At 49.2% G+C, this 12,979-nt stretch carries 15 protein-coding genes; all 15 read left to right on the plus strand.

Annotated elements, in window-relative coordinates; translation table 11 throughout:
- Positions 1–48: 48 nt before the first annotated feature.
- The 15 genes from ACLTOQ_RS07930 (at position 49) to ACLTOQ_RS08000 (ending at position 12,946) form a co-directional block, all read left to right on the plus strand.
- Positions 49–1,347: a S1C family serine protease gene (locus tag ACLTOQ_RS07930; RefSeq protein WP_412319213.1), complete on the plus strand. Its 1,299-nt coding sequence runs from the start codon at positions 49–51 to the stop codon at positions 1,345–1,347.
- Between the two features lie 101 nt (positions 1,348–1,448).
- Entirely contained in the window at positions 1,449–2,393 is a 945-nt protein-coding gene (locus ACLTOQ_RS07935) for a 3'-5' exoribonuclease YhaM family protein (protein ID WP_118763339.1), read from the plus strand.
- A 144-nt stretch (positions 2,394–2,537) separates the two neighbouring features.
- Entirely contained in the window at positions 2,538–3,947 is a 1,410-nt protein-coding gene (gene rlmD / locus ACLTOQ_RS07940; RefSeq protein ID WP_412319232.1) for a 23S rRNA (uracil(1939)-C(5))-methyltransferase RlmD, read from the plus strand.
- A gap of 460 nt (positions 3,948–4,407) precedes the next feature.
- Positions 4,408–5,811, plus strand: a complete 1,404-nt coding sequence (locus tag ACLTOQ_RS07945) for a DUF6329 domain-containing protein (RefSeq protein WP_308728935.1) — start codon at positions 4,408–4,410, stop codon at positions 5,809–5,811.
- 56 nt (positions 5,812–5,867) lie between these two features.
- Positions 5,868–6,209, plus strand: coding sequence for an LPD28 domain-containing protein (locus ACLTOQ_RS07950; RefSeq protein ID WP_021915672.1), 342 nt, complete (start codon positions 5,868–5,870; stop codon positions 6,207–6,209).
- A 52-nt stretch (positions 6,210–6,261) separates the two neighbouring features.
- On the plus strand, positions 6,262–7,194 hold the full coding sequence (locus tag ACLTOQ_RS07955; RefSeq protein ID WP_262586243.1) for a DNA adenine methylase: 933 nt from the start codon (positions 6,262–6,264) through the stop codon (positions 7,192–7,194).
- A complete protein-coding gene (locus ACLTOQ_RS07960; protein WP_262586119.1) occupies positions 7,191–7,577 on the plus strand; it encodes a hypothetical protein in 387 nt (128 codons plus the stop codon). The genes ACLTOQ_RS07955 and ACLTOQ_RS07960 overlap by 4 nt, the downstream gene beginning before the upstream one ends.
- Positions 7,558–7,839 carry an AbrB/MazE/SpoVT family DNA-binding domain-containing protein gene (locus tag ACLTOQ_RS07965; protein WP_021915675.1) on the plus strand — a complete coding sequence of 94 codons (282 nt, stop codon included), beginning with the start codon at positions 7,558–7,560 and terminating at the stop codon, positions 7,837–7,839. The genes ACLTOQ_RS07960 and ACLTOQ_RS07965 overlap by 20 nt, the downstream gene beginning before the upstream one ends.
- Positions 7,840–7,917: 78 nt before the next feature.
- Positions 7,918–10,641: a hypothetical protein gene (locus ACLTOQ_RS07970; RefSeq protein ID WP_412319214.1), complete on the plus strand. Its 2,724-nt coding sequence runs from the start codon at positions 7,918–7,920 to the stop codon at positions 10,639–10,641.
- Positions 10,642–10,652: 11 nt separating this feature from the next.
- Positions 10,653–11,150, plus strand: a complete 498-nt coding sequence (locus ACLTOQ_RS07975) for a hypothetical protein (RefSeq protein WP_412319215.1) — start codon at positions 10,653–10,655, stop codon at positions 11,148–11,150.
- A gap of 20 nt (positions 11,151–11,170) precedes the next feature.
- On the plus strand, positions 11,171–11,728 hold the full coding sequence (locus ACLTOQ_RS07980; RefSeq protein WP_021915679.1) for a YodL domain-containing protein: 558 nt from the start codon (positions 11,171–11,173) through the stop codon (positions 11,726–11,728).
- Between the two features lie 55 nt (positions 11,729–11,783).
- Positions 11,784–12,131 carry a SpoVG family protein gene (locus ACLTOQ_RS07985; RefSeq protein WP_262586112.1) on the plus strand — a complete coding sequence of 116 codons (348 nt, stop codon included), beginning with the start codon at positions 11,784–11,786 and terminating at the stop codon, positions 12,129–12,131.
- Between the two features lie 68 nt (positions 12,132–12,199).
- On the plus strand, positions 12,200–12,391 hold the full coding sequence (locus tag ACLTOQ_RS07990; protein ID WP_262586241.1) for a DUF6133 family protein: 192 nt from the start codon (positions 12,200–12,202) through the stop codon (positions 12,389–12,391).
- A complete protein-coding gene (locus ACLTOQ_RS07995; protein ID WP_262586110.1) occupies positions 12,381–12,860 on the plus strand; it encodes a prepilin peptidase in 480 nt (159 codons plus the stop codon). The genes ACLTOQ_RS07990 and ACLTOQ_RS07995 overlap by 11 nt, the downstream gene beginning before the upstream one ends.
- Positions 12,857–12,946 carry an LPXTG cell wall anchor domain-containing protein gene (locus ACLTOQ_RS08000; RefSeq protein ID WP_021915682.1) on the plus strand — a complete coding sequence of 30 codons (90 nt, stop codon included), beginning with the start codon at positions 12,857–12,859 and terminating at the stop codon, positions 12,944–12,946. The genes ACLTOQ_RS07995 and ACLTOQ_RS08000 overlap by 4 nt, the downstream gene beginning before the upstream one ends.
- Positions 12,947–12,979 lie beyond the last annotated feature (33 nt).

Raw genomic sequence — 12,979 nt, forward strand, 5'->3', positions numbered from 1 at the left:
TGAGGTATACTGAAAAGTACCCAAACGGGCAGAAAGGAACCGATACTTATGGAGGATAACAGACCGAATCAGGATCTGACGAATCAGGATATCGAGTTTATCAAAGAAAAGGTAAAAGAACGACCGCTGAACCGCCGAAAGCTGTTCAAAAAAACGTTGCTGACGGCGAGCATGGCAGCGATTTTTGGGCTGATCGCCTGTGTGACCTTCCTTGTGCTGGAACCGGTATTTTCCAATCTGCTGTATCCGGAGGAGGAGCCGCAGCAGGTGGAGCTGAAGGAAGAAAATATCGAGGATGAGATGCGTCCGGAGGATATGATTCTGGAAGAAGAGACGGAAACGGAGACAACGACAGAGCTGCAGACCGTTGTGGAAAAAGTCGCGCTGGAAATCGGGGATTATCAGAAGCTGTACCGGAATATGTATACGGTGGCGAAGACATTTGCAGATCATTCGATGGTAACAGTGACCGGTGTGGTGTCGGATGTGGACTGGTTTGATAACACTTATGAAAACCAGGGACAGACGGCAGGGCTGATCGTTGCGGATAACGGTAAGGAGCTGCTGATTCTTGTGGACGCGGCAGCCATCCGTCAGGCGGAGGAACTGGAGGTTTCCTTTTACAGCGGACGGAGTGTGTCCGCTTCACTGAAAGGAAAGGATGAGGAAACGGGACTCGCCATTTTGAGTGTGGCGCTGGAGGATATTCCGGAGGATATCCGGAAAAATGTCGGATCGGCGACGATGGGAAGCTCCGGCAGTAGTGTACAGGCTGTACCGGTGATTGCAATCGGACGTCCGCAGGGTGCGGAAACGATAATTTTCGGAATGGTAACTTCTGCAGATTATTATCAAAATCTTACGGATCATAATGTCCGCCTGTTGAAGACAGATATGACGGGGTTACAGGGAACCGGAGGCGTTTTAATCAATCTTTCCGGAAAGGTACTCGGCATCGTGCACGCCGGGGAAGCAGAGAGCTCCGATGTGCTCAGCGCATATGGCATTTCCGATCTGCTGACGACGGTTGGCAAGCTGTCGAATGGTCAGAAAATCGCCCATATGGGCATTACCGGGACGGATGTACCGGACGAAATCCATCTGGAAAAACATGTGCCGGTCGGTGCATATGTGACGGGAATCATAATGGATTCTCCCGCGATGAAAGCGGGAATCCAGAGCGGCGACGTAATCGTTGGCATGGAAGGAGAAGAGATCACTTCGTTTGCGGACTACCATGCGGCGCTTCTTTCCTGTGAGCCGGGCACGACGGTGACAGTCACTGTGATGCGGCAGGGACAGGAAGAATATCAGGAAATGGAGATTGAGGTGCTTTTGCAGGAATAAGGCGTAGAGGATAGCGAAAGGCTTTTGATACAGGGCTGCCGTTTTCGGTTTTGCGTAGCATTTTCAACAGAATAGAGATTTTTGGAAAAGAGGAAAAGAAAATGAAATTTATTAAGGATTATAAAGAAGGCGACAGAGTATTCGATATTTATCTGTGTAAGCATAAACAGTCTGCTGTGACGAAGAATGGTAAGCCTTATGAAACCGTCATCCTGCAGGATAAGACCGGCACGGTAGACGGCAAAATCTGGGATCCCAACAGTGCGGGCATCGATGATTTCGACAGCCTGGATTATATTGAGGTCTATGGCGATGTGACCTGTTTTCAGGGCGCAAACCAGATCAATATCAAACGAATCCGCCTGTGCCGCGAGGGCGAATACGAGCCTGCCAACTATCTTCCGGTCAGCAAAAAGGACATTTCCGTGATGTATCAGGAGCTGCTTTCCTATATTAACAGCATGGAAAATGAATGGCTCAAAAAGCTGATGGAGGCGTTCTTTGTAAAAGACGAGGCGTTTCTTACAAACTTCAAAAAATCTTCCGCAGCGAAAAGCGTACATCATGGATTTGTAGGCGGTCTGCTGGAGCACACGCTTGGCGTTGTGAAGCTGTGCGATTATTTTGCAAAATCCTACCCGATGTTAAAAAGGGATCTGCTTTTGGCTGCCGCGATGTGTCATGATATCGGCAAGACAAAAGAAATTTCCCTTTTCCCGCAGAACGATTACACGGACGATGGACAGCTGCTTGGTCATATCGTAATCGGAACGGAGATGGTCAGCGACAAAATTCGGATGATCCCGGGCTTTCCGACTGTGCTTGCTTCGGAATTGAAACACTGCATTTTGGCGCACCACGGAGAATATGAATACGGTTCTCCCAAAAAGCCTGCGCTCATGGAAGCGATGGCACTGAATCTGGCGGATAATGCAGATGCGAAGCTGGAAACCTTTACGGAGATTCTGGAGGGAACTTCTGAAACCGGATGGCTGGGTTACAACCGGTTCTTTGAATCCAATCTGCGCATGACGCGGATGGACTAAGACGGCTTGGCCGAAGGAATGGACGCAGTGCAGCTGCGCAGGTTTTGCATAGCCGGACGTAGAAAGCACGACCGGCGCGCATTCTACGCAGCTGCAGCGGTAAAAATACAGCACAGCTGCCGAAGCATGGAGGATGACGTGAATATACAGAAAAATCAGATTTTTACAGTGAAAATTACAGATATGGGAATAGACGGAGAGGGCATCGGACATCTGGAGGATTCCGGTGCCCTTTCAGGCAATGGTTATACGCTGTTTGTCAAGGACGCGGTTCTGGGCGATACGGTGCGTGCAAAAGTCGTAAAACCGAAAAAGGGATATGCCTTTGCGCGTCTGGAAGAAGTGTTGGAACCGTCGCCCGACCGCGTGGAGCCGGTCTGTGCGTATGCGAGACAGTGTGGCGGCTGTCAGCTGCAGGCGGTTTCCTATGAAAAGCAGCTCGCCTTTAAGGACCGCAAGGTCAAAAACAACCTGATCCGGATCGGCGGCTTTGCCCCGGATTTTGTAGAGGAAATTATGGAAGCGCCGGTCGGGATGGAGCATCCGTTCCATTATCGCAACAAGGCGCAGTTTCCGGTCGGAATGGACAAAAATGGTCGTTTGATTGCGGGCTTTTATGCCGGACGGACACACACGATTATTGAAAACAGGGACTGTGCGCTCGGCGTTGCGGAAAACAAAATCGTTTTGGATATTGTGCTGGATTTTTGTACGGAAAAGAAAATTCCAGCATACGATGAAACGACAGGAAAGGGATTGCTGCGCCATGTCCTGATCCGTAAAGGCTTTTCAACAGGACAGATTATGGTTTGCCTGATTCTCAACGGCAGTTCGTTTGCGGCGGAGCAGGAGCTTGCGGACAGGCTGTTTGAAAAGGTGCCCGGAATGACCAGTTTTTCGGTCAATTCCAATACAGAGCGGACCAATGTGATTATGGGCAGTAAAACCCGGACGATCCGCGGGAAAGACCGCATTGAGGACACGATCGGCGGGCTTGTTTTCACAATTTCGCCCCAGTCCTTTTATCAGGTCAATCCGGTTCAGACGGAAAATATTTACAGTCAGGCGCTTTCTTATGCAGGACTGACCGGAAATGAGACAGTCTGGGATCTTTACTGTGGAATCGGCACGATTTCCCTGTTCCTGGCGCGCCAGGCGAAGCAGGTCTATGGCGTGGAAATCGTCCCGCAGGCAATCGATGATGCGCGCCAGAATGCAGTGCGCAACGGCATCGACAATGCGAAATTTTATGTCGGAAAAGCGGAGGAAGTGCTGCCGCACTTATACGAAACAGAAGGAATTTTTGCGGACGTTATCGTTGTTGATCCTCCGCGCAAGGGCTGTGACGAAGAGTGCCTCAATACCATTTTAAAAATGCGCCCGAAGCGCCTGGTTTACGTCAGCTGCGATTCCGCGACGCTCGCCCGTGACTTAAAATATCTCTGCAGCCAGGGCTATGAGTTAAAATGCGGCAGGGCGTTTGACAACTTCCCGATGGGGGGACATGTGGAGACGGTGATAATGATGACGTATTGTGGTGATAAGGGGAAATAGGGTTGTATAACCACAAGATATTGTGGTTTGAAACTGAAAAATGAGCAAAAATCGAGGCGGAAATGGACGGTTTTCGACCTCGATTTTTTGAGCTTTTGACAGATGACATCGGAGAAAGGAAGGGAGAAAATAGATGACAATGGAGTAACTTGTGAATTTATAAGCAAATTATTTAGTGGGGGGAGATAGAAGGGAAAGTAAAAAGAAGTCAACAAGAGTTAAGTACTGAGCGCATTGGTGTTATTTGGGGGAATAAAGTATTATTGATTTTTTCATCATAAGAAAGCCGTAGTTTCTCTTTTATGAGAGCTGCGGCTTTTTTTCGTAAAAAACACAGGATAGCAGAAAGGAGTACATCATGTTAAAAGTATGTTTTCAAGCCATAACTACAGGTCAGAAGATATGGTCCAGATTCCCTGCGCCAAGGCAGACGATAAGGGAAATGTCAGGGCAGCTGGGAATGAATGCAGCGAAAATTGTAGAAGTAGAATCAGACGGCAGCGTATTTGCCCCATATCTGATCGGGAAAGAAGTACCACCAGAAAAAGGATATAAAGAAGTCGATTTTTTGGAGCGGCGCATGGAGTGCCTGACCAGAAAAGAACAGCAGGTCTTTCAGGAGGCACTGGAGATGGAACATCCTGAGACGCTGGAAGAAATGGTAAACCTGTCCTGTAACCTGGATAAATTTGAATTATTGGAAGATGGAAAGGTTATCAGGACGGGAGAAGTGCTGGATACAATGTATGATTCGGAGCCGTTACCGGATGTAGGATATGAAAAGGATTCGGTATTTTGGCTGCGGCTGGATTCTCCATTTTATAAAAGGGACTATGGCAGATGGTATCCCCTGTCCCTTCCTGCGGATGAGGAAAAGCTGGAGAGGGTCGCGGAAGTGCTGGGGGTGTCTGATATAGAAGAAGGAAGGATTTGTTTTTATGGAAGCCGGTATCAGGGGATAGAAGAGGTCCTTCCGTTGTCCTATGGAATCAGGGGGATGAATGCATTTGCGGGGTGTTTAAAACAGGAGAAGTTCCTGTGCTCGAAAGAAGGGATGGAAAAATTGTTTTCTGCTTTGGAAGCAGAACGTCCGGAAAATATGCAGGAAGTGGTGGAAATTGCCATGCGGCTGGAACAGTATGAGTTCCTCCCGGAAAAAATTGTGACAGCGGAGGATTATGGAGAATATCTGCTGGAGGAGGCACAGATTGTTTTGGATGAGAAAATCGCGCCATTTATTGACATAGAAGGCTATGGATTCTCCCAAATGGAAAAGAATGGAATCGTACAAACGGAACATGGCTTGATATTCCGGAAAGATAAGCCAATACAGATGCTGCCGAAGGAATTTGAGGGGATACGACTGTTTAGCCCCTTAACGGCGCTCATGTATGGACAGGAAGGGTATGAATCAGATGAGCCTGAGGAAATCACGCCAACGCAGCTGTGCAGGTATGTCAGTGCGATCAAAAAGCAGCTCATAAAAGAGCAGCTGGATACAGAAGGCGACCGTGGGTTAGCGGAATATATAAGAAACCGGATTCTTAGACAGAAAGTATTCCGGATGTTCCCCGATGTGGAAGTGTGGCAGGGGGAGCTGTGGGGAGTATTGGAGATAGAAAGCTATGGGAAGCTTTCAGATACAGAGCTGAATGCGGTAATAGCTGAATGGAGCGGTCAGGCAAGCGACGGATGGGGAGAGGGATTTGAGCAGCGCCCGATCCGGACAGAAGAGGGGGACTTGTATGTCAGTTTTTGGAATTCGGGCAGCGACTATTTCATTACGACAGAAGAAAAGTTAAAGGATGCATCATTGCGGCATTCAGATGTCGGGAGGGGAGGGATAGGGATGCGGATGGGATGAAGGAAGCAGGGGAGCTTGGAAGAGGAAAAATCAAAAGATAAGGAGAGAAGAAAACAATGGGATTTGATGCAAAGATGGAAGGATATGATCTGGTCGAGGTAGACGGAAGGGTTTGCCTGTTTTCTTATATGAGGCTGGACCGGAATAGTGTGCCGGAAGGGATTTTTTGCTATGAGGTGGAGGACTCGGAGAGGGAGGACTGCAGTTTTGGAAAAATAAAAGAGCGTGTGGAACACAGGCGGATGGGAAGTATCCTTTGCAGGGAAAAGCTGCCAATTGGGGCGGATGGGGAGTATCATCCGGAAAATCCTGTAAAAATGGCAGGAGAATATATTTCGCTGGGAGAATTTCAGGAGATTTCTGAGACAGAATTAAAGCAGTGGCTCGGGAGAAAATAAAATCCGGGCAGGAGTGGATATTGTATGAAAAGAGGAAAGGACAGGGGGAAAGCTGAACAGTTTTATTTCATGGGTAGGCGGTAAAAAAGCGCTGCGGAAAACCATTTATGGGATGATGCCCGCAAAATATGACCGCTATATTGAGGTTTTTGGTGGTGGCGGCTGGGTATTGTTTGGAAAAGAACCGGACAAGGGTGTGATGGAAGTGTTTAATGACTACAATGCAGACCTGATCAACCTTTACCGGTGTGTAAAAAACAGGACATGGGAGCTTTTGCAGGTGTTGGGGTTTTTGCCGCTGAACAGCCGGGATGAGTTTATGGAGATTAAAAGCTTTCTGGAAATGGGGGAGTGTGGCAGAAAGCAGGTAGCAGAAGAACTGGAGCTGGCATTTCACAATCTTCCGCCGGCAGAATTTGAGGAGATGCAGGGGCTTTTGCAGGGGAAAGCAGTGGCAGAGGATGTGCGGAGGGCAGCCGCATTTTATAAGATAATCCGCTACAGCTATGGGAGCGGCTGCACGTCCTACAGTTGCCAGCCTTTTGATGTGAGGAAGGTTTTTTCTCTGATCAGGGAGGCGGCGGAACGGCTTGCGGATACCGTGATTGAAAATAAGGATTTTGAGGCGCTGATCCGGCAGTATGACCGGGAAGGCGCTTTTTTCTATTGTGACCCGCCCTATTATATGACGGAAGATTATTACGAAGTGAGTTTCCCGGAGCAGGACCATATACGGTTAAAAAACACGCTGGCAGGATGTCAGGGAAAGTGGATGGTCAGCTATAACGACTGCAGCTATATCAGGGATTTGTACGCAGGGTATTATCTGACCGAAGCAACCCGCCTGAATAACATGGCACAGCGCTATGAGAAAGGGAGCGAGTACAGGGAGCTGATCATTACGAACTATGATCCGGAGGAGAAGCGTCGCAGCAGCGGTCAGATGACTCTTTTTGCCCCGGAATTTCTGGGAGGTGGGGGATGACAAATCTGGAAAAACTTTACCGGGCGCGGGAACTGATCGAATCGCGCACCGGGGGCAGACAGCAGCTGGCTTTAGGCTGGGATGGTATGCCGGCGGTAAGGATAGAGGATTCCTGCATGGTCGGCGTTTATTTTGCACTGATAAAAAATATGCTGACAGGGATGTATGACAGCCGGGTAAAGGGATACATCCGGACGTGCGGCGGATACAGGCCGGGGGCGAGGATGAAAGACCTGACGGAAGAATGTGCACAGATTGCTTCCCTCGTGCTGGATTTGGAAAAAATGGAAATCAGTGTGACAAAAGAGGAGGCAGAAGCATTTTGCCAAAATCTTGCGGAAATAGAAAACAGGGAGGGGAGTAGTGGAGAAGAGGATATATAAGCTGATGGATGCAAAAGGTAGGGTATTGATTCCAAAGGAGCTGCGTGTGGAAACCGGGATTGGATATGGGGATATCGTGGCGTTGGAGATAGCGGACGGGAAGGTAACACTGCGTAAAGTGACAGTGATCGAACCGGGTGACCAGTCCCCGGAGACGGTAGAAGCATTTGTGAGGGCAGCGTTCCGTACAATGCCGGACCGTTTAAGGCTGAGCCTGATATCAGACCTATCAGGGCTTTTAAATGAGGAAAAAACGGGATGAACAAAAAAGGTACAGGCAGGTGCAGGGACCCAACCGGTCCAGAAGAGAAAACGATTAATGAGAAGAAAGGAAAAGATGATGGAAAAAAGAAAAAAGGATGGCTGTGAAACCAGCCGTAATAGACAGAAGAAGGAAACTGGAAAAAGGAATCGTATCGTTTTGCTGGCAGGGGCAGGAATTGTGGCAGCGGCACTTTTGACAGGAGGACTTATGCATGGATGCAGGGAAAAAATCCCGACCATGCAGGAAGTTTTTGAAGCATATCTGGAGGGAGAGGACAATGGGCTGGAGATGCTTTCGGGACTGGGGGAGAGCGAAAAGGAAAAAGTGATCGATACCGCAATCCGGATGCTGGAGGGACTGTTCGGGGATGGAAGCTCCTTTGACCGTGAATCTGCGGTGAAAGCGCTGGAACAGGCGATTCTGGAATTAAATTTAGGGCTTTCCGGAGAGGAAATCCATCAGTTGGCGGAAGCTCTTACGGATTTATATGTGAATGCCTATCAGGAAGTGTACACATCGGAGCAAAAGACACAGACGACGGTCAAACATCTGGAAAGCAGTGTGACAGCGCAGATGGAAGAAAACCTGTCGTCCGTTTCGGAGCATCTGACGCAGTTGGACCTTCAGATACAGGATAACCAGAATACGCTGGAGCAGGTTTTTTCTCAAGGGGAGTCTCTTGGGACATCTGTTGAAAATCTGAAGGAAAAAACGGAACTGATCAGGGAACAGGTTTCGGAGTCCATGAAAGAGATTGGGGAAGGGCTTTCACGGGTCGATCAGGCAGTCGGACAGACACAGGAAAAGCTGGAGCAATATCATGCAGCACATGAAGAAACGATACGGGAAAGCTCAAAAGAGCTGCAAAAGCAGATTTCGGGCGTCAGGGAGCAGCTGGCAGATGCACAGGAAACCCTTTCGGATACATTAAAAGAGATGGCTCAGAAAGGGCAGCTGCATCAGGAGGAGCTGTTAAAGCAGTTTCAGGAATTGGACGATGCGGTCAAAAAGACACAGGAGCAGTTAACGGAAATCGGGGAGAGCGGACAGAAAGCGCTTGCAGAGCTCGGTACAGATTTAAAGGGAGAGATGGCTGACAAGAAGAGTGAGCTGGAAGGGATACTGGAAGAGCTGGAGAAGAATCTGCAGGGAACGGCAAAAGAAAATATGGAATATATAGAAAGCCGTTTCTCTTCGATGGAGCTTTTGACAAAGGCATCATTAGAAGAATTGTCTGAAAACATCAATCTGTCTGCAGCCGGGCTTCAGGAACGGCTGTCGGAAATCCATGTGCAGATTTCTGATACAAAAGAACAGATCGGTGCTGCGCTGAAAACGATGGACCAGAAACAGGAGGAAAACTGTCAGGAGCTGATGCATGCTATCGAGGAAGCCACAAAAAAGATAGACGGTGAACTGGAAGCTGCATATCTGCAGCTGGAGGTACTGATCACACAGCTTTCAGCGGATACAGAAGCCGATCATGCAGAAACGTTAAAGGTGCTTGACGGGATGCGGGCAAGCCTCGGGACATCAATGCAGCAAAACCTGGATCAGCTGAATGCGTCTTTTTCTTCCTTGAATAGTGCTTTGGAAGTTTATTTTGAGAAATTGCAGGAGGCGCAGGGTGCCGGTCAGGATGCTATCGGGGAGCTGGGAATAGATTTGAAGGGGAACCAGCAGATTATTTTAGATAGTATTTCTGCCCATGGTGCGAAGGTACAGGAAGGGCATTCCGGTATCAAAGAAAGCATTACGCGGCATAACGCCAGCATGAATGCAGGGCTGGAAGGGGTCGGCAATGCTGTTGGCGCGTATCAGACCAGTATGCAGGAATTTCTTACGCAGCTTAAAACGGAATTAAACGACCAGTTAAAATCGGTTTTTACATTTGTGAGTAATGGAAAGCAGGGATTGGCATCCGCATTGCTCACAAAAGGGATGGAAGTAAGTCAGGATGCCACATTTTCACAATTTAGGGAAGCTATCCTGCAGATTCCCCAGAAGCTTGTGATCGGCGTGCAGGAGGTACCGGGGGAAATTTCCTATGATTACCATTACCACACAGACGCAGAGGGGACGCATGTGGGGGAGGTTGCACATCAGGATGTGGAGGGCGGCTGCTATACAAAGGCAGTTTACCATACCCATCAGAACGCTTGCTATAACTGGACGCATGAGCATAACAGCCATTGCAAATCCCATCCGATCTGGGTGGACTGGGCTGGCGGCGACCCGTATTGGGGAGTTGCTTATGATTGCGGTGACCAGCCGGCAAATAAGCGCGGAAGTTTAAAATGTAAGCTGCCCACATCAGAGGATGGGAAGCCGATTTATTATGAGCTGGGCTGTGGACTCAGCGATGGTCAGATTACCGGAGCGCACATCGTGTATCCGGAAGCCGGAAAAATGGATACAAGCCCGCGTGTGATGGAAGTGCCGGAAATAGGCCTGGAGCTGATCGTAAGACCGCAGGCAGATACAGCGCCTCCGCCGCCGATGCCAAAACCGGAGAATGGGGATGTACCCGAAACGGAAGAGGAAACTGTAGATACAGACAGCCCGACCGAAGCAGAGACAGAAGGGGAGAGTACAGAGGAAAGTACGGAAGAGGCCGGGACGCTTCCGGAAACAGAAGAGGTCATAGAGAAACCTGCAGAAACAGAAGAAATCCAGACGGGCGTTCCATCCGAGGACGGAGGTGTAGAAGAGACTGAGCCTGGACAGGAAGAGATGTCTGGAGAGACACACGGGACAGTAGAGGACATGACGGCAGAGGAAGGTGCAGGAGAAATGTGAGGTATATAAAGATGTATACAGAGAAAGATTGCGAACCATGTGATGGCTCCCAGTGCCTTATAGACAGGGTGGTCGTGTTAAGGCAGGAGGAGAAAAGCGGCCAGATTTTTCTGTGCCTCTGGGGAGAAGGTTCCGGGATTTTAGCAGAAAGGGGGGCGCTTCGGCTGATCTGTTTGGAAAACGGGGAGCGACATATCGGGTGGCGTGAAAATATGCTCGGTATATTGCGGCCGGAACTTCTCGGGGAAAAGGAAAGGCTGCATCTGTCACAGATTTGTCCGGGTGGAAGAAAGCCGGAGGGGAATGGGCGGTACTGGGGGTATTGTTTTTTAGAGGATGGCAGATTGTCGGATGGGGTTGCCTTAAGAAGTATGGAGGAAGCGCACCGATATGTACTGATGCAGAAAAGATACCAGTACCGGATCAAAATCTGTAGTCTGGACGGACAGGTAATACTGGAGGAAAGACAGGGGAAAAGGGTAGAGCCTTCGGGCGACCTGCTTGAATAAAAGGATTTTGGGAGGAACAGATGGCAAAGCAGGTATGGATTGAAAACGGGATCATCGTGTTCTATGGGAACCGTGCCGGATATGTGAGGGAGGGATATGCGGTGGCAGACCCTGTATTCCACACGTCGGAGCTGGAGGGGTTTCTGAAAAAGCAGGGGCAGATCAGGGATATCGTTTGGGAAGAAAGGACGTTTGAACTGCTGGAAAGCCGAAAAGATATTAAGGAAGCCCCCGGAGGTGTGAAGCGGGTAAGAGTATGGCAGTTAGACCCGGGAGTGGATATTGAGATGAAATTTATCAGCTATGCGGAGACAAAGAGGCTGTTTGGGGAACCGGACAGGGTAAAGTATCGGATAGTCTATGACGGGATCGCCAAGACGGATGACCTTGAAAGCCTCTATTATGCGTTTCAGGCAGAGCTTCCGGAAGGATACAAGGGGCATGTCCTGTCTGTCAGCGATGTCCTAGAACTGTATGATGGACACGGAAGCACATTTTATTATGTGGATCAGATCGGGTTTGTACAGATACCGTTTGAGGGAGCAGAGCCGGGGATGGAGTCATGTTTAGAAATGTAGCACGAGGAAGGGGAGGTCATGAAAAAACAGAACAAAAGAAAAAGGAGAGCACATTATGCAGGAGGTAGAGGTACGGATTACATCCGTGTGCCCGCCCGGAGGACAGGGTGGGATCAGAGCTTACGCATCTGCAACGATCGGAGGATGCTTTGGAGTGCGGGGAATCAAAATTGTAGAAGGAGGCAGGGACGGTCTGTTCGTGTCAATGCCAAGCCGTAAAACAGTGGATGGTTATTCGGAAGTATGTTTTCCTGTAACTGCAGAATTCAGGGAACAGCTTTATGGAAAGGTTCTGGGGGCATACCGGCAGGTGATGAGGGAGGTACAGACAGCGGCAGTGCAGGGATATGGAAGCCCACCGCCGGGACCGGGAGAAGAAGCAGGGTATGTGCAGATGCAATGAAAAAATGGAGGAATGGGAAGATGGGAAAATGGAGAAATCAGGTAAGGAAAGCCCACACGGCTGTAGTCATGAAAGTATGGGAGGCAAAGACAAAGCTGGCAGAAACGTCGGGAGAAGGATATGTGGATACCGCAGTAAAAATCCTGATCGCAGTGGTATTGGGGGCGCTGCTTCTTGCCGGGCTGTATGCATTGTTTAATGATACGGTACTGCCCACGCTGACGAACCGGGTCAAGGAGATGTTTGATTATGCAGGCTGAGCCGGCATTTCAGGCTGCAGAGGTGTTTTGGATGGAAATGCTGGTTTCTACAGCTTTTTTTTCTTTGCTTGCAGCCGTTTCGGTCAGGGACATCTGGTATCGGGAGGTTTCAGACCGGCTGCAGGCAGGGATTGTGATGACGGCATGCCTGAGGGTGTTATTTTTGAATGTTTCCCCGTGTTATATTCTGGGAGGATTCATTTTAGTGCCGTATTTGGTTGCGGCATTATGCGGAAAAGAGGGAAAAGGGATTGGCGGCGGGGATATTAAGCTGGCAGGGAGCAGTGGAATGGTCCTCGGTCTGCAGGGGGCGGTCAGCGCATCGTTGATCGGCCTGGTATTGTTTTTAGGATATGTCTATTTGCAAAAAAGGGCGGATGGAAAGGAAAAGGGTTTTCCATTGTGCCCTTTTTTGTGCTTTGGAGCAGCTGTTATTTATTGTTTACAGACAGGAGGATGGATGAGATGAGAAAAAAAGGAATGCTTGTGTTAGGGATCATGGCCGCTGCCACGGCAATAGGGATTTATTTTGGGCGCAGAAGAAAACAGGCGTAACAGGGAGGGGCGGTATCCAGACCGCCCCTCTCT

Source organism: Gallintestinimicrobium sp., assembly GCF_046968865.1.
GTDB classification, from domain to species: domain Bacteria; phylum Bacillota; class Clostridia; order Lachnospirales; family Lachnospiraceae; genus Gallintestinimicrobium; species Gallintestinimicrobium propionicum.